Source organism: Actinomadura rubrisoli (genome assembly GCF_004349215.1).
Classification (GTDB): domain Bacteria; phylum Actinomycetota; class Actinomycetes; order Streptosporangiales; family Streptosporangiaceae; genus Spirillospora; species Spirillospora rubrisoli.
Genome location: NZ_SMKU01000151.1, coordinates 1 through 22,307 on the forward strand (window position 1 = coordinate 1; position 22,307 = coordinate 22,307).

The 22,307-nt window shown below is 73.4% G+C and carries 17 protein-coding genes; 13 read left to right on the plus strand and 4 right to left on the minus strand.

Annotation, left to right across the window (positions count from 1 at the left end; translation table 11 throughout):
* From E1298_RS25600 to E1298_RS48380, 11 genes are all read left to right on the plus strand, one after another.
* Window positions 1–1,749 (plus strand): PEP-utilizing enzyme (locus E1298_RS25600; RefSeq protein WP_207944835.1); only part of this gene is annotated, 1,749 nt, incomplete at its 5' end.
* Between the two features lie 48 nt (window positions 1,750–1,797).
* Window positions 1,798–2,925 carry an aromatic ring-hydroxylating oxygenase subunit alpha gene (locus E1298_RS25605; protein WP_131897547.1) on the plus strand — a complete coding sequence of 376 codons (1,128 nt, stop codon included), beginning with the start codon at window positions 1,798–1,800 and terminating at the stop codon, window positions 2,923–2,925.
* Between the two features lie 48 nt (window positions 2,926–2,973).
* Window positions 2,974–5,868: a beta-ketoacyl [acyl carrier protein] synthase domain-containing protein gene (locus E1298_RS25610; protein WP_131897549.1), complete on the plus strand. Its 2,895-nt coding sequence runs from the start codon at window positions 2,974–2,976 to the stop codon at window positions 5,866–5,868.
* Window positions 5,865–7,052 (plus strand): L-prolyl-[peptidyl-carrier protein] dehydrogenase, encoded by a 1,188-nt coding sequence (redW, locus tag E1298_RS25615; RefSeq protein WP_207944836.1) that lies wholly within the window; start codon window positions 5,865–5,867, stop codon window positions 7,050–7,052. The genes E1298_RS25610 and redW overlap by 4 nt, the downstream gene beginning before the upstream one ends.
* Before the next feature lie 11 nt (window positions 7,053–7,063).
* Window positions 7,064–7,381 carry a RedY protein gene (locus E1298_RS25620; RefSeq protein ID WP_131897550.1) on the plus strand — a complete coding sequence of 106 codons (318 nt, stop codon included), beginning with the start codon at window positions 7,064–7,066 and terminating at the stop codon, window positions 7,379–7,381.
* Window positions 7,382–7,871: 490 nt separating this feature from the next.
* A complete protein-coding gene (locus E1298_RS25625; RefSeq protein ID WP_131897552.1) occupies window positions 7,872–8,600 on the plus strand; it encodes an AfsR/SARP family transcriptional regulator in 729 nt (242 codons plus the stop codon).
* A gap of 230 nt (window positions 8,601–8,830) precedes the next feature.
* Window positions 8,831–9,853 (plus strand): beta-ketoacyl-ACP synthase III, encoded by a 1,023-nt coding sequence (locus tag E1298_RS25630; protein ID WP_131897554.1) that lies wholly within the window; start codon window positions 8,831–8,833, stop codon window positions 9,851–9,853.
* Window positions 9,846–11,123: a beta-ketoacyl-[acyl-carrier-protein] synthase family protein gene (locus E1298_RS25635; protein ID WP_243725797.1), complete on the plus strand. Its 1,278-nt coding sequence runs from the start codon at window positions 9,846–9,848 to the stop codon at window positions 11,121–11,123. The genes E1298_RS25630 and E1298_RS25635 overlap by 8 nt, the downstream gene beginning before the upstream one ends.
* Window positions 11,124–11,308: 185 nt before the next feature.
* Window positions 11,309–12,199, plus strand: a complete 891-nt coding sequence (locus tag E1298_RS25640; RefSeq protein WP_131897555.1) for a DUF6206 family protein — start codon at window positions 11,309–11,311, stop codon at window positions 12,197–12,199.
* Window positions 12,196–13,023: a 4'-phosphopantetheinyl transferase family protein gene (locus E1298_RS25645; protein ID WP_207944837.1), complete on the plus strand. Its 828-nt coding sequence runs from the start codon at window positions 12,196–12,198 to the stop codon at window positions 13,021–13,023. The genes E1298_RS25640 and E1298_RS25645 overlap by 4 nt, the downstream gene beginning before the upstream one ends.
* A gap of 17 nt (window positions 13,024–13,040) precedes the next feature.
* Window positions 13,041–14,210 carry a nitroreductase family protein gene (locus E1298_RS48380; protein WP_165975659.1) on the plus strand — a complete coding sequence of 390 codons (1,170 nt, stop codon included), beginning with the start codon at window positions 13,041–13,043 and terminating at the stop codon, window positions 14,208–14,210.
* 33 nt (window positions 14,211–14,243) lie between these two features.
* Here E1298_RS48380 and E1298_RS25655 read toward each other — a convergent pair whose 3' ends face one another.
* From E1298_RS25655 to E1298_RS25665, 3 genes are all read right to left on the minus strand, one after another.
* Window positions 14,244–14,864 carry a TetR/AcrR family transcriptional regulator gene (locus E1298_RS25655; protein WP_131897557.1) on the minus strand — a complete coding sequence of 207 codons (621 nt, stop codon included), beginning with the start codon at window positions 14,862–14,864 and terminating at the stop codon, window positions 14,244–14,246.
* Between the two features lie 118 nt (window positions 14,865–14,982).
* The gene (locus E1298_RS25660) at window positions 14,983–17,205 is read right to left on the minus strand and encodes an MMPL family transporter (protein ID WP_207944838.1); all 2,223 of its coding nucleotides are present in this window, start codon (window positions 17,203–17,205) and stop codon (window positions 14,983–14,985) included.
* Window positions 17,202–17,819: a TetR/AcrR family transcriptional regulator gene (locus E1298_RS25665; protein ID WP_131897559.1), complete on the minus strand. Its 618-nt coding sequence runs from the start codon at window positions 17,817–17,819 to the stop codon at window positions 17,202–17,204. The genes E1298_RS25660 and E1298_RS25665 overlap by 4 nt, the downstream gene beginning before the upstream one ends.
* Before the next feature lie 304 nt (window positions 17,820–18,123).
* Here E1298_RS25665 and E1298_RS25670 point away from each other — a divergent pair, with 304 nt between their 5' ends.
* Entirely contained in the window at window positions 18,124–18,447 is a 324-nt protein-coding gene (locus tag E1298_RS25670; protein WP_131897561.1) for a histone-like nucleoid-structuring protein Lsr2, read from the plus strand.
* A gap of 48 nt (window positions 18,448–18,495) precedes the next feature.
* Here E1298_RS25670 and E1298_RS25675 read toward each other — a convergent pair whose 3' ends face one another.
* On the minus strand, window positions 18,496–19,470 hold the full coding sequence (locus E1298_RS25675) for a LysR family transcriptional regulator (protein ID WP_131897563.1): 975 nt from the start codon (window positions 19,468–19,470) through the stop codon (window positions 18,496–18,498).
* Between the two features lie 267 nt (window positions 19,471–19,737).
* On the opposite strand from E1298_RS25675, the gene E1298_RS25680 reads away from it, so the two are divergent.
* Window positions 19,738–22,185 carry a M28 family peptidase gene (locus tag E1298_RS25680; RefSeq protein ID WP_207944839.1) on the plus strand — a complete coding sequence of 816 codons (2,448 nt, stop codon included), beginning with the start codon at window positions 19,738–19,740 and terminating at the stop codon, window positions 22,183–22,185.
* The last annotated feature ends 122 nt before the right edge of the window (window positions 22,186–22,307 follow it).

Sequence of the window (22,307 nt, forward strand, 5' to 3'; positions counted from 1 at the left end):
GCCCCCCGGCCCCGGACGAGCCCCTATCTGGAGGAGCAGGCGGACGCCGTCCAGAAGGGCACGCTGTGGTCGCGGATGGACATCGGCGAGATCTTCACCGGCGGCATGTCGCCGCTGGGCCAGTCGTTCGCCCAGTACTACCAGCACAACGTCCACCGCGGCTGCGCCGTGTCGACCGGGGTGCGCGACCCCGGCGACCTGTCGCTGCACATGGGCTACTTCCAGGGGCACGTCTACCTGAACATCTCCTACACGGCCTACCTGCTGGGGCAGTGCCTCCCCACCCGGGACCAGAGCCGGTTCACCAAGCGGTTCGTCAGCGAGGAGGTGGACCTGGCCGCCTACCGCAACCCCTTCGGCACGTGGCCCGGCGGCGTCGGCGAGCTGCGCACCACCGCCTTCTGGCTGCGCAGCACCATCGCCGAGATGAGGAACATGAAGAAGCGCGCCGACCGGATGGTCAAGTCGCGGTTCTACGAGTTCGACCGGGCCCGGCGCCTGGACCTGACCCGGTTCGAGCGCTGGGAGCTGCGCGACGAGCTCGCGCGCCGCCTGGCGTACTTCCACGACATGCACGTCGGCTACATGCCGTACTACATGAACGCGTTCGGGTTCTACGGCCTGCTGGAGGCGCTGTCCGGCGCGTGGCTCGGCCAGGAGGGCGACAGCCTGCGGAACCGGATCAAGACCGACATGTCCAGCCTGCGGACGGTGGAGTCCGCGCGCGAGCTCTGGCTGCTGGCGCAGGCGGCCCGGCGGCGGCCCCGCGTCATGGAGATCATCCGATCGGGGTCCCCGGCGGACGTCCCCGCCGGGCTCCGCGCCGACGAGGAGGGGCGGGCCTTCTGGGACGCGCACATGGAGCCGTTCCTGCGCGAGAACGGCACCCGCGGCCGCCAGGAGATGGAGCTCACCCACCCGCGCTGGATCGACGACCCCTCCTACGTCTTCCAGATGATCCGCCGCTACGCCGAGGACGGCTTCTCCATCGACGAGATCCTCGACCGCCCGGCCGATCCGCGCGAGGACGAGGCGGCGCGCGCGCTGGCACGGCTGCCGCTGCCCAAGCGCCGCCTCATCGGGAAGGTCATCTCCCTGTACGAGACGTGCAGCCGGCTCCGCGAGACCACCCGCATGTCGATGATCACCTCGATCTGGCTGGTGCGGACGGTCGTCTACGAGGTCGGCCGCCGCCTCGTCGCCGCCGGGGTCCTGCGGTCCCTCGACGAGGTCGCCGACCTGGACTTCGCGGACGTGCTGCGCTACCTGGAGGGCACCGACGACGCGCGCGAGGTCTTCTCCCGCGCCGCGATCGAGGAGGCCCGGCGGACGTTCCAGTCCTACGCCCGGCTGCCCGAGCCGCCGCTCAGCTTCGTCGGCGAGTGGGACGTCACCCGGTCGGTCCGGCCGGTCCCGGACGGGGTCCGGCTGGAGGGCCTCGGCGCGAGCCCCGGCCGGGTCGTGGGCCGGGCCCGCATCATCGAGGACCTCGTCTGGCAGGCCGACGAGTTCCAGGTCGGGGAGATCCTGGTGACCCGGTTCACCGACGCGTCGTGGACGCCGCTGTTCGCCATCGCCGGGGCCGTCGTCACCGACATCGGCTCGATGCTCTCGCACAGCTCGATCGTGTCCCGGGAGTTCCACGTCCCGTCCGTCGTCAACACCAAGCACGCGACACAGACGGTCAAGACCGGCGACATGGTCATGGTGGACGGCGACCGCGGCGTGGTCGAGGTCGTCGAGGACTGACGAACCCGAGGACCGACGAACCCGAGGACCGACGAAAGGAGCGAACCGGTGATCCCCAACCAGTGGTATGCCGTCCTGCGGTCGCAGGACGTCGGGACCGCGCGGCCGACCGGGGCGAAGCGCATGGGCCTGGAGATGGTCTTCTGGCGCGACACCTCCGGGCGGCTTATCTGCCAGTCGGCGCGGTGCCCGCACAAGGGCGCCAATCTGGCCGACGGCAGGCTCCGCGGCGACACGATCGGCTGCCCCTACCACGACTTCCGGTTCGGGACGGACGGGACGTGCCGCCTCGCGCCGTGCCTGGGCACCGGCGGCCGCCTCCCCAGGTCGATGCGGATCGAGAACTACCACGTCCGCGAGCGGAACGGCCTGATCTGGGTGTGGTGGGGAGAGGACCGGGCCGTCCTCCCCGAGGTACGGGTGCCGCCCGAGGTCGGCGGCCGCGACGACGTCCACGCGACGAGCGCCTGGCAGCAGCCCGTCCACTACACGCGCTACATCGAGAGCCTGCTCGACTTCTACCACGTCCCCGTCGTCCACCGGGACCACTGGTTCAACGTGCTGGACTACGTCGGCTGGAGCGGTACCGCCCGCAAGCTCGGCTTCGACGGCCGGCGCCGCTACCTCGCCATGACCAAGCTCGTCGACAGCCGCCTGGAGGTCGACGGGACGACGCTGCGGCACTTCTTCCGCCTGGTGGAGGAGGGGGACCCGACGAACTCCGCGTCATTGGCGGTGACGTTCACCTTCCCGGGGATGGTGCACATCCACACCGAGCCTTTCGACGTCACCATCTGGATGACCCCGATCGACGAGGGCCGCACCCAGGTGCTGTTCCGCTGGTACGAGGACCGGCACCTCGCGCGGATCCTGCGCGCCCCGGGACTGCGGCGCGTCCTGCCGAGGCTGGCCCTGTTCGCGCAGAAGCGCGTCCAGGAGGTGCAGGACATGAACGTCGTCAGCCGCATCGAGCCCCGGGTCACCGGGCGCGGGGTGAACCGCTTGGTCGCCGCCGACGAACTGAACGCCAAGTACGTGGTGATGCGCGACCAGCTCAGGAAGGAGGCCGGCGTGCCCGGCCACGGCGATGCCCCCGCCGATGTCCTCGAAGGCGCCATCGACGCCGGGCCCGCCCTGCCGAACGGGTCGGCTGCGGAGGATCCCGCGCCGGCGTGACGGCCCGACCCGCGTCCCCTCCGTCCGAAGACCCACGGGAGCCGCCGCGTGACGAATCCAGAGCCGGACCCGACCCCGGGCGCCGCCCGCACCGCCCGGGAACCCATCGCCATCGTGGGGATCGCCGGCCTCTATCCCGGAGCGCGGGGAGCCGACGGCTATTGGGGGCTGCTGCGCGAGACCCGGGCGCGGGCCCTCTCGCCGGGGGCGTGCGCGCTCGCGGACCTGGAGGTCGACGTGGCGCGGTTCGGGATCCCCCCGGCGCAGCGGCGCTCGATGACGCGGATGCAGGTCCTCATGCTGGAGGCGGCGCGGCAGTGCCTGACGGACGCCGGGTACGCCGGGCGCCCGCTGGCCACCGACCGCACCGACGTCATCGTGGGGACCTGCTTCGGCCTCGACCGGCAGTACGCCAACGCGCTGCGCGTGGAGGGCGCCCGGTACGCGCGCGAGCTCGGCCGGGCCATGGCCGGCGACCCCGGCGGGCACGTCCGCCCGCACGCCCGGCGGGCCGCCCGGGACCTGCGCGCCCGGCTGGTGAAGCGGCTGGGCGCCGCGCCGCACGACCGGGTCGGGGAGATGGCGAGCACGATCCCGGCCCGGATCGCCGGCGCGTTCCGGCTGCGCGGCCGGACGATGGCGGTCGAGTCCGCCGACGCGACGTCCTTCGTCGCGCTGGAGCACGCGGTCAACGCCCTGCGGGGCCATGTCTGCGACGCGGTGCTGGTGCTGGCCGGCCAGCGCCGCGAGAGCCCGCTCCTCGCGGACGCCCTCGCCGCGAAGGGCCTGGGCATGGTGCCCGGCGGGCCGTCAGGCGGGCCGTGCGATGCGCTGGGCGAGGCGGGCTTCGTCCTCGGCGAGGGGGTCGGGGCGCTGCTGCTCAAGCGGCGGTCCTCGGCCGTGCGGGACGGCGACCGCGTCTACGCCTCGATCCGCGAGAGCCGGCTGGCGCACGACGCGCGCCCGGGCGTGCTGCGCTACTCGACGTCGGCGGAGGAGCGGCACCGGGTCGCCCTGGCCTGCCACGAGGCGGGCGGGGTGGCCCCCGGGTCCGTCCAGTACGTCGAGTTCTCCGGGGGCGGTGTCGCGGCGGTCGCGGAGGCCGCGGTCGGCGGGCTCGGGCGGCTGTTCGGGGACGTGCCTCGCGGTTCGGTGGTCCTGGGCTGCGCGGGTGACCGGCTGGGCAACACCTTCGCCAACGCCGGTCTCGCCAGTGTCAGCAAGGCCGCCTTGGCCCTCTACCACCGCGGACTGCCGCCGCACCGTCCGGGGCCCGACCTCTCCGAGGCCGGCCTGGTCGGCACGGCGTTCCGGTTCGCGCGCTCCGCCGAGCGCTGGGCCGCCGGTCCCGGCGACGCGCCCCGGCGCGTGGCCGTCTCCGGCGCCTCGCTGGCCGGGACGCTCTGCCATCTGATCCTGGAGGAGCACGATTCCCGCAGGCCGGCGGCCCTCGGCGCGCAGGCGCCCGCGCAGGACGGCACGGCGCAGGACGGCATCGAGCAGGACGGTACCGCGCAGGTCGTGTCCCGTCCGGAGGCGATAGCCGTCGTCGGCTTCGGGGGACGCTTCGCCGGGTGCGCCGACGCCGACGCCTTCTGGCGGACCGTCCGCTCGGGCGAGGACCGCATCGGCCCCTTGCCCGGATCGGTCTTGGACCGCGAGCTCTACTTCGCCCCCGACGGGATCAGCCTCACCCACACCTACACCGAGCTGGGCGCCCCCGTCCGGGTCCCGGACGGCCCGCCCGCCGGGCTGCCCATCACGCCGCGCCGGTACGCGGCGATGGACGCCGCCCAGCGCGTCGTCCTGGCGGTGGCGCAGGAGACCCTCGGCAGGCACGGGCGGCGGCACTCGCTCGCCGGGCGCCCCGGGCTGGTGGCGATCGGGAGCAACCTCAGCCTGGGGACGGACCGGCGGCTCGACGCCGGGCGATCGGCCGCCGAGCTCGAAGCGGCGGCCGCCGAGCTGGACGTCCTGGCGGACCTGCCCGGACCGGACAGGGCACGGATCCTGGACGAGGCGCGGCGCGGCTACGGGGCCCGCGCCGGGCCGCTGTCACCGGCGGACCTGGACGGGGCCCTCGCCGGCGGGGTGGCCGCCCTGGTCGCCAACGAGTACCGGCTGGCCGCCGTGCCCGTCGCGGTGGAGGCGGCCTGCGCGTCCTCGCTGGCGGCGCTGGACGCCGCGATCGGCGCCCTGCGGTCCGGCGGGGCCGACTACGCGATCGCCGGGGGTGTCGAGCTGGCCTGCAACCCGCGCGACATGGTGCTCTGCTCGGCCCTCGGGCTGCTGTCGCGCACCAGGATCACCCCGTTCGACGAGGCCGCCGACGGGTTCAGCCCCGGCGACGGCTGCGCCCTGTTCCTGCTCAAGCGCCTGTCCGACGCCCGCGCCGACGGCGACCCGGTCTTCGGGCTGCTGCGCGGCGCCGGCGGGTCCAACGACGCCAGGTCGCTGATCGCCCCGGACGTGGACGGGCAGGTCAGGGCGATGCAGCAGGCGTTCGGCCAGGTCGAGTTCGACCCGGCCGCCGTGGACTACCTGGAGGCCCACGGGACCGGCACCCGCGTCGGCGACCAGGTGGAGACCACCGCCACCGCCCAGGTCTACGCCAAGCCCGGACGGCACCGCCCCCTGATGATCGGGACGGCGAAGTCGCAGTTCGGCCACACCTTCGCGGCGGCCGGCGGCGCCGGGCTGCTGCGCGCGCTGCTGAGCATCCGGGCGCGGACCTTCCCCCCGAACGCGAACCTCGGGACGCCGGGCCCGGAGCTCGCCCTGGACGACATCCCCGCGCGGCTGCCGACCGAGCCGGTGCCGTGGCCCGCCGTTCCGGGCCGGCCGCGCCGGGCGGGCGTCAGCTCCTTCGGCACCGGCGGGATCAACTACCACGTCCTCCTCGAAGAGCATCCGGCCGAGGAGCGCCAGGACGGAGCGCGATGAACGCGACGAACGCGATGGACGCGACGAACACTCACCTCTCCCCGGAGACCGAGGCGATGCGCGAGATGGTGCTCGCCTTCGCCCGCCGCGACCTCGCCGGTTCCGGCGGCTTCGACCCCGGCGAGTTCCGCCGCAGGTGGCGGCTCGCGGGCGAGCAGGGCCTGACCGGCGGCACCGTCCCGGACAAGTACGGGGGCAGCGGCCTCGACGCCGTCGCGGCGGCCGCGCTCATGGAGGCGTTCGGCGAGGGCTGCGCCGACACCGGCTTCGCCTTCTCGGTCGCGGCGCACCTGTTCGCCTGCCTGATGCCCATCGTGGAGTTCGGCACGGACGGCCAGAAGGAGCGCTGGCTGCCGGGGCTGTGCTCGGGGGAGCGCATCGCCGCCCACGGCATCACCGAGCCCGAGGCGGGGTCCGACGCGATGAACCTGCGGACCCGCGCCGAGCACCGGGACGACCACTACGTCCTCAACGGCGGCAAGTGCTTCACCACCAACGCGCCCGTCGCCGACGTGTTCATCGTCCAGGCCGCCACCCGCGCGGGGGGCGGGTTCTTCGGGCTGACGGCCTTCGTGGTGGAGGCCGGGACGCCGGGCCTGCGCGTGGGCCGTCCCTATGACAAGACCGGCCTGCGCGGGTCTCCCACGGCCGATGTCTACTTCGACGACTGCGCGGTGCCCGCCGACTGCGTCCTCGGCGGCGAGGGCGCGGGGGCGAGCGTGTTCACCTCGTCGATGAAATGGGAGCGGACGTGCCTGTTCGGCGTCTACCTCGGGGTGATGAAACGCGTCGTGGACGACACGATCGCCTTCGCCGGCGAGCGCGAGCAGTTCGGGACGGCGATCGGCGGCTTCCAGGCCGTCAGCCACCGCGTCGTCGACATGCTCCTGCGGCTGGAGAGCGCGCGGCTGATGCTCTACAAGGCCGCCCGGGGGCTGTCGCGCGGCGACGACGACGAGATCGCCCCCGCGCTGGCCAAGATCGCGGTGAGCGAGGCGGCGGTGCGGATCGGCCTGGACGCCGTCCAGCTGCGCGGCGCCGCCGGGGTCCTGGAGGGCGGGGCCGCGGCGCTGCTGCGCGACGCCCTTCCGGCGCGCATCTTCTCCGGCACGAACGAGATCCAGAAGAACAACGTCGCACGCGCCCTGGGGCTCGGCCGCAGGCGGCCCGCCCCCCGTAGCTGAAAGGCCAGGAAATGCAGATCATCGTCCATCTCATCCGGCTGCGCCCCGGCACCGACCCGGCCGCGTTCGAATCGTGGGTGCGGGAAGTCGACTACCGGACGTGTCCGGAACTGCCCAGCGTGATCGCGTTCTCCGTGCAGCGGATTTCGGGCAGTGCGCATGCGGCCGCGCATTACTTCGAGATCATCCAGGTGACCGGTGCGGCCGATTTCGAACGGGATATGGGAACGCCCGCCTTCCAGGGCCTCGTCCGCACCTTCGAGACGATGGCCACGGTGACGGCGGAGTTCTCCGGGGACCGGCTGGATCCCGCCTATTCCGCCGTCTGACGCGCCCGACCGTCCACGGGGACCCCATCGCGCGATGGAAACGCCGCCTCCCGCGCGCCCGGGGTCCCCGCCATCGGTCCAGGTCGGGTCCGGAGCCGTCTCGTCCTTGCGTTGAGCGCGGCCGTGATCGACTCAATGAAAGGATGAGAGCCGCCGCCCGCACTGGACGGGATGTGGAGACCAGGAATGGTCGCCCTGTGGATGGCGGCTTGCGGATCGACTCTGTAAGACTGCCACTGAACGACTGTTCGGCTTAATGGGGGACGCTCACAAACCAGAGCGACAGAGCCCGAACGCGGTCGGCAATAACGGCGAAGCGACCGCCCCGTCGATGTCAAGGGTAGAAATGGCTGTAGACAGCTTGTGGCAGAGACCGACAGTACCGGCCGATGAAAACCAGGGGAACGGAGTCCGGATCGATCTTCTCGGCACCGTTTCCGTCGTCGTCCATGGCAACCGCACGGAACTGCGCGCCGCGAAGGTTCGCGCCATGATCGCCACTCTCGCACTTGAGGCCGGACGCACGGTCTCACACGACGAGCTGACCGAGGAGCTGTGGCCCGGCGAACTCCTGGGCAATCCTCGCAACGCCCTCCAAGCGCACGCGACCCGTATCAGGAGGATGTTCGGCCGGTCCGCGGGACGGTCCCGCCCGCCGCTCCTCCTGCGCGCCGTCTACAACGGGTATGTCCTCGACGTTCCGCGCGAGCGCGTCGACGGCAACCGCTTCCTCAACCTGACGGCCCGCGCGTCCGCCGTCCTGTCCTCGGCCCCCGAGCGGGCCCTGGAGCTCCTTCAGTCCGGCTTGGCCCTCTGGCACGGTCCAGCGCTGCTGGACACCCGCACCGGGCAGCGCTGCCGGGGCGCGGCGGCGCTGCTGGAGGAGCGGCGCCTGAGCGCCTGGGAGGACCTGGTGAGCGCCCGGCTGTTCCTCGGCGACGAGCGGCAGGCCGTCGCCGAGCTGCAGCGGCTGGTCGCGACGCACCCGACGCGCGAGCGCCTGTGCGAGCTGCTGATGTTCGCGCTCTACCGCGCGGGACGGCAGGCGGAGGCGCTGGAGCGGTTCCACGAGACCCGCCGGCGGCTGGACGAGGAGCTCGGCGTGCAGCCGGGCCGGCAGCTCCAGCGGCTGTACGGGGAGATCCTCTCCCAGGACCGGGCGCTCGAATCGCTCCACGCGATCCTGGCGGGGCGCCGCGAGTACAAGGCCGCGGTATGAGCCGCCGCCGAGCGGCGAGATGAGCCGCAGGACCGCCGCGGCGGCCGCCTTCCCATCCCGGGGGCCGGCCGCCGCGGCCTTTCGGGGTGCCCGCACCCCGGGCCGCCCGACCGGCGGCCCGGCCGGCGATCGGCGGACGGGCCCGTCAGCGGCTCGTCAGCGGCGCGGTCAGCGGCTCCGCCCAAGGTGGACCCGTTCGCAGCGACCGGCGAAAGGGCAGGAGGTGCTCGATGGTGGCCGCGGTCGTCACAGGCATCGGCGGTTGGCTGCCGCCGCGCGCGGTGCCCAATGAGGAACTGGCCGCACGGCTCGACAGCTCCGACGCCTGGATCCGCCGGCGCACCGGGATCCGGCGGCGCCACTTCGCGTCCGAGGGCATGGCGGTGTCGGACCTGGCGGTGGAGGCCGGCGGGCGCGCGCTGAAATCGGCGGGCGGCTGCGATGCCGACGCGGTGGTGCTGGCCACGACGACGCCCGACCGCCCGTGCCCCGCGACGGCGCCCGACGTGGCGACCCGGCTCGGCCTGCCGGGCGTGGCGGCCTTCGACGTCGCGGCCGTGTGCAGCGGCTTCGTCTACGCGCTCGCCACCGGGGCCGGGCTGATCGCCGCGGGGATCGCGCGGCGCGTGCTGGTGATCGGCGCGGACGTGTTCTCCAGCATCCTCGATCCCGCGGACCGGTCGACGTCGGTCATCTTCGGGGACGGCGCCGGAGCGGTCGTGCTGCGCGCCGGGAGCGCCGGCGAGCCGGGTGAGCTCGGGCCGTTCGACCTCGGCAGCGACGGCGGCGGCGCGGACCTGATCACCGTCCCGGCGGGCGGGTCGCGGCAGCGCCTGTCCGGCGCCGAGCCCGCTCCCGGGCAGTACTACTTCGCGATGGCCGGCAAGGAGGTCTTCTGGCGCGCCGTCCAGCAGATGGCGCGGTCGGCGCAGAACGCGGTCGACCGGGCCGGATGGCGCCTGGAGGACGTCGACCACCTGGTCTGCCACCAGGCGAACCAGCGCATCACCGACCATCTCGCCGACGAGCTCGGCCTTCCCCGGGCGCGGGCGGTGACGAACATCGCCGACGTGGGCAACACGGCGGCCGCGTCGATCCCGCTGGCGCTGGACCAGGCCCACGCCGACGGCACCCTGCGCACCGGGGACCGGGTGCTGCTGACCGCGTTCGGCGGCGGCCTCGCCTGGGGCTCGGTGACGCTGCGCTGGCCGGCGATCGACGACGGACGCGGACAGGGAGGCCCGGATGAGTGAGGCCGGCCGGATGAGCGGGGCCGGGAAGGCCGGCGCGCGCCCGGGACCGCCCGCCCCCGGGATCGCGGTCACCGGTGTCGGCCTCGTCACGCCGGCCGGCATCGGCGTCGCCGGGACCTGGGACGCGGTGTGCCGGGGACGGTCCGCGGCGTCGAAGGACCCGCGGCTGTCCGGCCTTCCCGTGGACATCTCCTGCACCGTGCCGGGCTTCTCCGCGTCCGAGCACGTCGGCCGGCGGAGCACGCTCATGCACGACCGGTACGTCCAGCTGGCCGTCGCGGCCGCGCGCGAGGCGGTCGCCGACTCCGCCCTCGACCCGGGAGCCTGGGACGGGGCGCGCGTCGGGGTCGTCATCGGCAACGGGGTCGGCGGCGTCACCTCGGCGGCCCGGCAGCAGGAGCGGCTGGCGAACGCCGGCCCGCAGGCGGTGTCGGCGCTGCTGATCCCCCTCCTCGTCCCCAACATGGTGGCGGGCCACCTGGCGATCGAGTTCGGCGCGATGGGGCCGAACCTCGTGACGGCCACCGCGTGCGCCTCCGGCGCCACCGCGATCGGCACCGCGATGCGGCTGCTGCGCGACGGCGACTGCGACGTGGTGGTCACCGGCGGCACGGAGGCGCCGATCACCCCGCTGATCGTCACCGGCTTCGCGCAGATGGGCGCCCTGTCGCGGCGGACCGGCGACCCCGGCGCGGCCTCGCGCCCCTTCGACTCCGGACGCGACGGCTTCGTCATCGGGGAGGGCAGCGGGATCCTCGTCCTGGAACGCGAGGACGACGCGCGCGCCCGCGGCGCGCGGGTGCGCGCCCGGCTCGCCGGATACGGCGCCTCCGCCGACGCCCACCACATGACGGCGCCCGACCCTGAGGGGACCGCCGTCCGGAACGCGACACGCGCCGCCCTGGCGGAGGCCGGCGCGGTGCCCGCCGACGTCGACCACGTCAACGCCCACGGCACCTCGACGCCGCTGAACGACGTGGTCGAGGCGGAGACCATCCGGACCCTGTTCGGCGGCACTCCGGCGGTGACCTCGGCCAAGGGCGCGGTCGGGCACACGCTCGGCGCGGCCGGGGCGATCGAGGCCGTCCTCACCGTCCTGGCGATCGAGCGCTCCACGGTGCCGCCGACCGCCAACCTCGACCGCCTCGACCCGCGGATCGACATCGACGTCGTCGGCGGGGAGCCGCGGGAGCGCAAGATCGGCGTCGCGGTCAGCAACTCGTTCGGGTTCGGCGGCCAGAACGCCGTCCTCGTCCTCACCGCCGCCTGACACACGTACACCACCGCACGCGCACGACCCACCGCACGCGCATGACAAGGAGAGAGCAGATGAGCTCACGACGTCTGATCGGCATCACCCTCGCCCTCGTCCTCATGGTGGGGCTGGTGGTCCGGCGCCGGTCCTCGCGGAAGGGCCCGGGCGAGGCCGCCGCCGGCGACCGCTGAGGACCCGCCATGCCGTTCACCGTTCCGGACGAGGATCTCCGCCGCCTGGAGACCGAGGTCCAGAAGGCCCTGTCCAGCGCGGACGAGAGCGCCCTGGAGGTCCTCGGCTACGGCGAGGTCACCCTCGTCCTGAGGGTCACCACGCCATCGGGGGCGTTCGCCTGCAAGCGGCTGCCGGTCTTCCCGTCCCGGCAGCGGCTCGACCGCTACCGCCGCACCCTGGACTCCTACCTGCACCGGCTCGGCGAGAGCGGGCTGAACGTCGCGGAGACGCGGCTGTGGCAGCTCCCGAGGCCGTCCGGCGAGATCGTGGCGTACTGCGTGCAGGAGGAGCTCCCCGGGCGGCGCCTGTGCTCGCGGCTGCTGCACGAGCGGGACGAGGCGTGGGCGCGCGGCTTCTTCAAGCGCTTCCTCGACGACGTCGACCGCGCCGTGGCACCCGACCTGGGGCTCGACGCCCAGGCGTCGAACTGGTGCGACATCGACGGCGACCTCGTGTACCTGGACGTCACCACCCCGCTGATGCGGGACGGGCGCGGCCGCGAGCTGCTGGACGTGCGCCTGTTCCTCACCTCGCTGCCCTGGGCGCTGCGCGACGCCGTCCGGATCACGATGACCAAGTCGATCTTCGACAAGTTCTACGCGACCCGGGGAGTGGTGCTGGACTTCCTCGGCAACCTGCACAAGGAGCGGCTCGGCCACCTGGTCCCGGTGTTCCTGGAACAGGCCGACGCGCGCATCGATCCGCCCATCACCGCCGAGGAGGCGGCGGCCTACTACAAGGGCGACGCCCGGATGTGGGAGGTCATCCAGCGGCTGCGGAAGGCGGACCGGCTCTGGCACCGCAAGGTCCGGCGCCGCCCGTACCCGTTCCTCCTCCCGCCCGACGTCGTCCGTTGAGCACCGCGCTCACCGAGCGGCCGGTCACGGGGGCGGGCCCGGTCACCGGGGCGGGCCCTGCCGCGCGGGCGGGCCCGGTCACGTGCGTGGACGGGGCGGTGCTGCTGGATCCGGCGCGGCCGCTGCACCTGGCCCACGCCGGTCCGGGGCTGACGATCGCCACGGTGTCGATCGACTGGCTGCGGGACCAGCCGTCCGGCAGGCTGGCGGGCATCGTCTCCCGGCACCTGTCCCCGGGCGAGCGGGAGCACGCCGCCGCGCTGCGGCTCCCGAAGCGCAGGGTGGAGTGGCTCGCCGGACGGCTGGCGGCCAAGCACGCCGTCCGCGTCCACCGGCGCCGCCGCCTGGGGATCACGGGACCGACCCGCGACATCAGCGTCGACGCCGTCCCCGAGGGGCCGCGCGCCGGGAAGCCCCGCGTGAACGCGCCGGTCGAGATCGCCATCTCCCACTCGGCCGGGTTCGCCGTCGCCGCCTGCGGCTGCCGGCCGGTCGGGATCGACGTGGAGCGCCACCGCGAGATCTCCCCGGTGCTCGCCCGCAGGATCTCCTCGGTGGACCGTCCGGCGGCGGCCGGCCCGCACGACCGGCTGCCCCTCATGCCCCCGCCGCTGCGGTGGACGTGCAAGGAGGCCGTCCTCAAGTACTTCGGGTTCGGCCTGCGCGTCGACGTTCGGGAGGTCCGGCTCACCGGCTGGCGGCCGGACGGCGGCTTCACCTGGTCCCCCGGACCGGCGCTGCGCTCGGCCGCGGCCGCGTCCCCATGGCCGGGGCACGGCTGGGCGCGCGAGATCGGCGGCTACGCCCTGGCATTGGTCTGGTGAACGACGGAGGACGAACGATGATCGGACAAGGCGCCGCGCGGATCACCGGCGTCCGTTTCGCGGACGCGCTGGACGAGGGCCTGGCGGTCGCCGGGCTCAGCCCGTCCTCGCACAACTGCCAGCCCTGGGCCGTGGCCTGGCTGCCCGGCGTCCGCGCCCGCCGCGCGGCCGCGAAGACCATCGCGCCGGACGGCCCGGACGCCGCGGCGGGGCGGGAGTACGTGCTGCTGGCCCTCGACCGGGACCGCCGGCTCGGTGCCCTGCCCGCCCACGCGGACGAGATGTTGATCAGCTGCGGCGTGTACTGGCGCGTTCTCCGGCGCGCCCTGGCCGCCCAGGGGTGGCGCGTCAGCGGGCAGAGCGCTCTGCGGCCCGGCGCCCCCCTCCGCGGCCTGGACCTCCCCGCGGCATGGGAGCCTCTGTGCGTGGCGGAGTTCCAGCCGGGCGGGGCGCCGGACGAATCGGTGCGCGAGCTGCGCGACCTGGCGCGGCGCCGCCGGACCAACCGGGCTCCCTACACCTCCGAGAACGTCGACCCGAAGACGCTCGACGCCCTCGCGCGGCCCCCCGGTGCCCCCGGCGCGGACGGCACTCCGGTCCTGATCCGGCACCTGACCTCGCACCTGGACCTCGAACGGTTCGCCGGCTTCGTCGCCCGCAACGGCGGCCGGGACTTCGCCCACCGGGACGCCTGGCGCGAGACGCACTCGTTCATCCGCTGGAGCGACGCCGAGGCGTCGGCGCGCGGTGACGGCTTCACCTTCGCCCACCTGTTCGGGCCGCTGCCCGCCGCCCAGTGGTGGCTGAGGCGCGCGGCGCTCGCGCCGGCCACCATGGGCGTGCTCCGCCTGGCCGGCTACCCCCGGTTCCTCGCCGGGCAGCTCGCCCGGGTCGTGCGGACCTCGCCGGCCATCGCCCTGATGACGCTCGCCGTGAAGGAGCCCGCGCCGCCCGACCTGCTCTGCGCCGGCGGCGCGCTCGCCGACTACTGGCTGGGCGCCACCCGCGAGGGGCTGGCGCTGCACCCGATCAGCATTGTCCTCCAGCACGAGGACCTGCGCGGCGAGCTCCGGGCCAGGTTCGGCCTGACCGGGCGCCCGTTCTTCGTCGCCCGGCTGGGACATCCCGCCGCGGCCTTCCCGTCCTCGCCGCGGCGGCCCCGGACGGAGGTGCTCCGCGTCCTGTGAGACCGGCGGCGACCGTCCTGGACGACCGGCCGGTCACATGCACTGGCGCCGGACGACGCGGAACTCCCCGCCGCACATGACGGCGCTCTCCTCCGTCCAGCGCTCCGACCTCCCGGGCGCGAGCGGGTCGCCGCCGAGGACCTCGCGGAGCCGGTTGCGCAGCAGCAGCACCGCGAGGTCGTTGGCGGTGAGCCAGGCCGCGCGGAGCGGCCGGTTGCACGGGGGAGGGGCCTGTCCCATGCCGACCATGGCGTCCAGCCGGGCGAGCCTGACCTGGTGCCACCGCCGGAAGATCTGCCGCCCGGCCGCCTCGTCGCCGGTCAGGAGCCGCGCCAGCTGGGCGAGCACCGGGGAGCCGTCCGGGAGGGCCGTGACCAGCTCGTGGACCATGGAGTGGCCCGCTCTGTCGTCGCCCGCGGCGCCCGGCGCGACGGACAGGCCGTCGAGGAACCGCCCTAAGACGGCGAGGGTGTAGTCGTTGACGGCCTCGCGCAGGCCCTTCTTGCCCCCGAAGTGGTGGACGACCAGGCTCGGTGACACATCGGCTGCGGCCGCGACCTGGCGGAGGGTCACGGCGTCGGCGCCGTGGTCGGCGAACAGGCTCAGGGCCTGGCGGCAGATCTTCCCTCGTGCCGTCCTGTCTGAAGGATGCATCCGGACCTCTCAGGAGAAGGTCCGGGCATCCGGCGCGCCGGATGCCCGGACCATAAGGGGGTTTCTGAGACGCGATGGTGTCCACGGCTGTCGGGGCCGGTGCCGGTGCCGGGCCGCGTCAGCCGGTGGCGCGGGTCCCGGCCGGAGGCCGCGCCCGCTCCTGCCCGGCGCGGGGCAGCCGCCGTCCGATGCCCGCCGGCAGCCACCAGTTCCAGTCGCCGAACAGCCGCATCAGGGCCGGGACGAGGACGAGCCGGACGAGCGTGGCGTCCAGGGCGATGGCGACCGCCAGCGACAGCCCGAACTCCTTCAGTTCGAGGATGCCCGCGGTGAGGAAGCCGCCGAACACCGCGACCATGATCGCCGCGGCGGCCGAGATGGGGCGGGCGGTGTGCTCCAGGCCCGCCGCGACCGCGGACGCGTTGTCGTGGCCCTGCTCCCACGCCTCCTTCATGCGCCGGATCAGGAAGACCTCGTAGTCCATGGACAGGCCGAACAGCAGCACGAACACGGTCACCGGCAGGTAGACCTGGAGGAAGCCGACGCTGGTGAAGCCCAGCAGCCCGGAGCCGTGCCCCCATTGGAAGACCGCGACCGTGATGCCGAGTGACGCCGCGGTGACCAGGAGGTTCATCACGACGGCCTTGATCGGCAGGGCGATGCTGCGGAACACCAGGAGCAGGAACAGCAGCGACATCCCGAGCACCATCGCCATGATGTAGGGGAGCTTGGCGGTCGTCTCCTCCGACAGGTCGACGAACGTGGCGGTGGCCCCGCCGACCAGCACGCGCTGGCCCGCGGCCTGCGGCGCGAGGTCGTGGCGGATGTGGCGGATCAGGCCGGTGGCGGCCTCGGAGTCGATCGGGACCTTCGGGACGGCGTTGAGCAGCATCCGCCCGTCGCCCGGGACGGCCTCGACGTCGGCGACCCGGGGGTCCTGCGAGATCTGCTGGGCCAGCCTGGAGGCGTTCCGCGTCCCCGCCGCGTCCAGCGGGGCGCCGCCCTTGCCGGTCACCACCACCTGGACCGGGGACACGGCGCCGGGGCTGAAGGAGCGTTCGAGGACGTGCTGCGCCTTGGCGGAGGGCCGCCCGTCCAGCGAGGCGGTGCCCAGGTCGATGCCGTACTTCAGGCTCGCGACGGGCACGGCGGCCACGGCCAGGATCGCGGCCGCCAGCACCCCGCAGACCACGGGACGGCGCATGACGAGGTGCGCCCAGCGGGCCCAGGGGCCGTTCGCGGCCTTCTCCTCCGAGCGCAGGTCGGCGGGCCTCCAGCGCTCGGGCAGGGACCCGGCGTTGACGCGCGGGCCGAGCGCCGCCAGGACGGCCGGGAGCAGCGTCAGCGCGGCCGCCAGGGTGCAGGCGACCGAGATCAGCACGCCGGTGGAGATCTCGCGGAACACCGGGGCGTTCACGATGAACAGCGAGCACACCGAGATCCCGACGATGATCCCGGAGAACAGGATCGTCCGCCCGGAGGTCGCGATGGCGACCCCGGTGGCCTCGACGATCGCCTCGTGCCGGCGCTCGCCGTCCCGGGTGACGCCGCGCCGCGCCAGTTCCTCGCGGAAGCGGCTGACGATGAACATGGCGTAGTCGATGCCGATCCCGGTGCCGATCATCGTCACGATGGTCAGCAGGAACGCGTCGAAGGTGAACCCGAACGTCAGCAGGTAGATGACGCCGAACGTGAGGGCCAGCCCCGCCAACGCCAGCAGCAGCGGCAGCACGGCGGCGGCGAGGGCGCCGAACGCCAGGACCATGACGGCCAGGGCGATGGGCAGGGCGACCGACTCGGCGCGCTCGGCGTCGGCGGTCTCGACGGCGGTCTGGTCGTTGGTGATGGGGGAGTAGCCGGTGAGGTGGGCCTCCAGCCCGTCCGCGCCCGCGTCCTCGATCGCGGTCTGCAGCTTCTCGGCCCGGCCCGGCAGATCGTGGCCGCTCCCCTTGAGGCCGACGACGGCCAGCGCGGCGCGCCCGTCGGGCGACACCTGCCTCTTGGCCTGGGGGTCGAACGGGCCGATGACGGTCACCACGCCCTCGCTCGCGCGGGCCGCCGCCACCACCCGGCCGATCGCGGCCCGGTGGTCGGCGATCCGGCCCCGCGCGGTGTCGAAGACGATGACGTCCTGCTCGTTGCCCTGCCCGGCGAAGTGCCGCTGGACGAGCGTGGACGCCTGCTCGGACGCGGTGCCGTTCACCCCGTAGTTCGGCGCCTTGAGCTGCTTGAACAGGAAGGGGAAGCTCACCCCGCAGGCGATGATCACCACCACCCAGGTGACGATCACCAGCCGGCGGTGCTCGGCCATCATGATGCCCCAGCGAGGCCGTCCCATCATCCACCTCTCAGGAGGGTGTGCACGGCGCCGGCCGCGTCGTGCAGATCGAGTTCGGGATCGAGGAGCAGGTGCAGCAGCAGGCCGTCGAACAGCCCGGCGACCAGCGCGGCGGTCCCGCTCGGGGACACGCCCGCGACCAGGTCGCCCTTCTCCTGGTCCGCGCGCGCCAGGTCCGTCAGCGCCTTCCGGAACGCGCGCAGCATCTCGGCGATGGGCGCGCGCAGCAGCGGGTCGCGCGAGGACTGCCGGAGGGTCTCCAGGAGCAGGACCACGGTCGGGTCGTTCAGCCCGCCGTCGGTGAACCAGGCGAACGTCCCGTCCAGCACCTCGTGGACGCCGGTCGCGTGCCGGGCGGCCTCCAGCGGCTGCGCGAGGGCCTGCCTGGTCCCGGCGATCGCGGCCTGCCGCAGCAGGTCCTCCTTGCCCTGGAAGTGGTAGCTCACCGCACCGTGCGGCACGTCGGCCCGCATCGCGATGGCCCGGGTGGTGACCTGCCCCCAGCCCACCTCGGCGATCAGCGCCCCGGCCGCCTCCGTGATCACGGCGCGCGTCGCCGCCCCCTGCTCCACGCTCGTCAGGCGGCTGCGACTGCCTTGTCCAATCGTCTTGTCCACATGGCCAAGGTAGCGCCGGGCCGTCCTCCGGTGCAAGCGCCGGACGCCGGGCGGCGAGACGGCGCGGCGTGTTCCGCCGGGACGGCGGCACACCGGGATCGGCGGGCCCCGACCATTCCGCGGGCCGCGTTAATGGATTTCCGCACCCGGCCCGACCGAACCGGACGCGGAACTGCCGCGTACTGGGGATTGATTGGCCCAGGGCGCGGGGCCGTCATCGGGCTCGCATAGCAGGTCGAAGAATGCCGCCGTCTGCCATGCGCTATTCTTCAAACCGGGAAACCGATCGAGAGGAAGACTGCACATGGCACAGAAGGTCCAAGTTCTCCTGGTTGATGACCTCGATGGCGGGAAGGCGGAGGAGACCGTCGCCTTCTCGCTCGACGGCCGGGCATACGAGATCGACCTGAACAAGAAGAATGCGGCCAAACTGCGCAAGGTCATCGCGCCGTATCAGGAGAGCGCCCGCAAGGCGCGCGCGGTGGGGCGCAAGTCCGCCACTCGCGCGGCCGGGAACCGCGAGCGCAGCGCCGACATCCGCGAGTGGGCGAGGTCCGCCGGAATCAAGGTCAACGACCGCGGCCGCATCCCGGCGAATGTGATCGAGCGATACGAGGCCGCGCACTGAACACGCAATGCGCGGCCGCCGCCGCGCATTGCGGGAGCGGTATTCCGCTCAGCCGGCGTGGACGGCGATGTTGCGCGGACGCGCGTCCGGGTGGTCGGCCAGCCACGGGAGCTCGGCGATATGGCGCCGCACGATGGGCTCGTACAGCTCGTGAAAGCTGCGGTGCAGGATGTCGATCTCGCTGATGCCCATGCCGGCGGTGCGCCATCGCAGGACGCGGTAGACGTCGGTGGCGTGCCCGGCGAGGGCGACGACGGTGATCCCCTCGGCGGGCCGCCAGGTCGGCGTGACGAGCGCGATGGCGAACCCGGCGGCGACGAATCCGACCATGCTGCTGACGTCCACGTCGGAATAGCGGAAGTGCGGGGTGAAGCCGGCGGCCTCGCACACGGCGCGGAGCATGGCGCTGCCTCCGTCGTCGCCGCCCTGCGGGGGGATCCAGGTCTCGCCGGCGAGGTCGGCGAGCTCGACCCGGCCGCGCCCGGCGAGCGGGTGGGCGGAGGGCAGCGCGATGCCGCACGGCTCGATGGTGATGACGCGCTCGGACGTCCCGGGCGGACACGGCGGCGCGTGATGGTCGGCGACCCGGCCCATGAACGCCACGTCGACCTGGCCGTTGGCGAGCAGGTGGGTGAGCACGGCGCTGGAATGGTCCAGCGTGGTGCTGACGGTGCGCCGCAGCAGCTCCGACTCCAGGCGGCGTAACCACTCGCCGAGCATGATGCTCGGATAGGTGCCGAGCCGGATGCCGGTCCGGCAGCCGCTGTCGCGCGTGGTGGCGAGCAGGTCGTCCATGTCGGCCAGCACGCCGCGGGCGCGCGCGAGGACGTGCCGGCCCAGCGCGGTGGGCACGATGCCGTTCGGGCCGCGGGTGAACAGCGGGCCGCCGAAGGCGTTCTCGATGCGGCGGAGCTGGTTGCTGAGCGTGGGCTGGGAGACGCCCAGGCCGGCGGCGGCCCGCGTGATGCTGCCGGCCTCGGCGAGCCGGCTGAGTACGCGCAGATGGCGCAATTCAACCTGCATAGCGGCGAAGCTATGCCGAATTGCGAGGGCCCGCAAGAGTTCCCCGGCTGTCACTCTCGTCTTCGCAAGGCGCGTCAGCTACCCACCGGGTCCGGCACACGACTCCCAGTTCCCGTTTCCCTGTGCCGCCCTGTTCAGAGCCTGCCTGGGCGTAAAGAGAAGGGCGCCCGGGTCAGGCCGTCCCGCGTTGGTGCGTTGTCGCGCCGGCCGCCGCCCCGTTCCCCCGCAGGGCGGCCTCACCCCCCGTGTTCATGGAGGCATGCGGCTGTGAAACGCAGACATCTGCTGGCGCCCATTGTGGTCGCGGCGCTCGCGGTCACCGGCATGACGCCGCTGACCGCGAAGGCATTTCCGAACGCTCCGCGGCCCCGTCCCGATCCCAAGTCCGCGGCGGTCGCGTCCGCGGAGCGGCTGATCACCGGCCGTGCCGGTGAACTGCGTCCCGGCGACGGCGACGAATACATCCGGACACAGGTCGTCGGAACGCCGTGGGACCAGTACTACGTCGCCTACGAGCGCGCCTACCGCGGGCTGCCCGTGGTCGGCGGCGATTTCGTGGTGGCCACCGACGCGGCCGGCCGCGTCCGCACCCTTTCGGTGGCGCAGAAACAGGTGATCGCGGTCGGCACCACCCCGCGGGTCGCCGCGGCGTCGGCCGCCGGGACGGCTCAGGCGGCGCTGACCAAGCCGGACGGAAAACGGTCGCAGCCGCGTCTCGTCGTGCACGCCCTGGCGAAGCCCCGGCTGGCTTGGGAGACGATCGTCTCAGGGCGCGACGGCAAGCAGCCGAGCCGCAAGAAGGTCTACGTCGACGCACGCACCGGCAAGCGCTTCGACGAGCAGGAGACCGTCCACGCCGGGACCGGAACCGGTGTCTGGGAGGGTTCGGACCTGACCATCGGGACGACCCAGTCGGGCGGCGCGTACACGATGCGGGACCCGAACCGGCCCGGGCTGTCGTGCGCCGACTACAGCGGCGGCCAGGTGCTCTCCGGTCCGGACGACGTGTGGGGCAGCACGGACAAGACCAGCAAGGAGGCCGGATGCGTCGACGTCATGTACGCCGCCGCCGGTGAGTGGGACCTGCTCAAGTCGTTCGGGCGCACCGGGCTGCGGGACGGCCAGTGGGCCCCGGCGGAAGTGGGCCTCGGCGACATCAACGCCTACTGGACGGGCAGCGAGGCCACCTTCGGCTACAACCAGCAAAACCAGTGGATCACCGCGACCGACGTGGTGGCCCACGAGTTCGGCCATGCCCTGGACACCTTCACGCCGGGCGGGATCTCCAGCGGCGGCACCTCGGAGTTCGTCGGAGACCTGTGGGGCGCGAGCACCGAGCACTTCCTGAACAACCGGGCCGACCCGCCCGACTACACCGTCGGCGAGATGGTCGACCTGGTCGGCGACGGCCCGATCCGCAACATGTACGACCCGTCGAAGGTCAACGGCGACCCGAACTGCTACTCCAGCAAGGTGCCGGAGATGGAGGTGCACGCGGCGGCGGGGCCGGGCAACCACTGGTTCTACCTGCTCGCCGAGGGCTCCAACCCGGGCGGCGGCAAGCCGGCCAGCCCGATCTGCAAGGGCGGGCCGGCGTCGGTCACCGGGATCGGCGCCCTGAACGCGGCGAAGATCTTCTACAACGCGATGATGCTGAAGACGTCCGGCACCGACTACGGCCGCTACCGGACGCTGACGCTGACCGCGGCCAAGAACCTCGATCCGTCCTGCGCCTGGTACGCCAAGGTCAAGGACGCCTGGGACGCCGTCCAGCTCGGCGCGCAGCCCGGCGAGCCCACCTGCGCCGCCCCCGGGACCGGCCAGGCCGCCCCGCCGGACGTCAACGTCGAGAACGTCAAGGCGCACCTTCAGCAGTTGCAGACCATCGCCACCAGCAACGGCGGAAACCGCCGCTCCACCAGCGCCGGCTACACCGGCTCGGTGACCTATCTGGAGCAGAAGCTGAAGGACGCCGGGTTCACCGTGACCCGCCAGGCGTGCAGCTCCGGGTGCACCGCCGGCGCCGGGCCCAACCTGATCGCCGACTGGCCCGGCGGAAACGACAGCAACGTCTACATGTTCGGCGCCCACCTCGACAGCGTCGCGGCGGGTCCCGGCATCAACGACAACGGCAGCGGCTCGGCGACCCTGCTCGAAGTCGCCCTGACGCTCGCCCAGACCAAGCCCAGCATGCTCAACCACATCCGGTTCGGCTGGTGGACGGACGAGGAGCAGGGCCTCAGAGGATCGAGGTTCTACGTCAGCAGGCTCCCGGCGGCCGAGCGGGCGAAGATCAAGGGCTACTTCAACTTCGACATGATCGGCTCGCCGAACCCGGGCTACTTCGTCTCCGGCCTCAACTCGGCGCTGGCGGCGAACCTGAAGAGCTACTTCGACTCCATCAAGGTGCCGATGGAGGAGGTGGCCGAGTGCTGCAGCGACGACGGCTCCTTCCGGGACGCGGGCATTCCCGCCACGGTCATGTCCAGCGGCGCGTCGAGGAGGATGACCGCCGCCCAGGCGCAGAAGTGGGGCGGCACCGCGAACCAGGCGTTCGACCGCTGCTACCACCAGGCGTGCGACCGGTACCCGGCCAACGTCGACACCACCGCGCTCGACCGCAGCGCCGACGCGATCGCGTGGGCGCTGTGGAGGGTCGCGGTGACCCCCGGATCCCCGCCGGCGGTCGTTCAACCTCGACCGCGGACCGGGTGACGCCGGAGCCCCCCACGGCCGGAGCCTGAGCCCCGGCCACATCGATACGTGCCCGACCCGGCCGCCTCCGCAGGGGAAGGAGGCCGGGCCGGGCGCACCCGTTCCCTGCCCCCGTCCCCTCG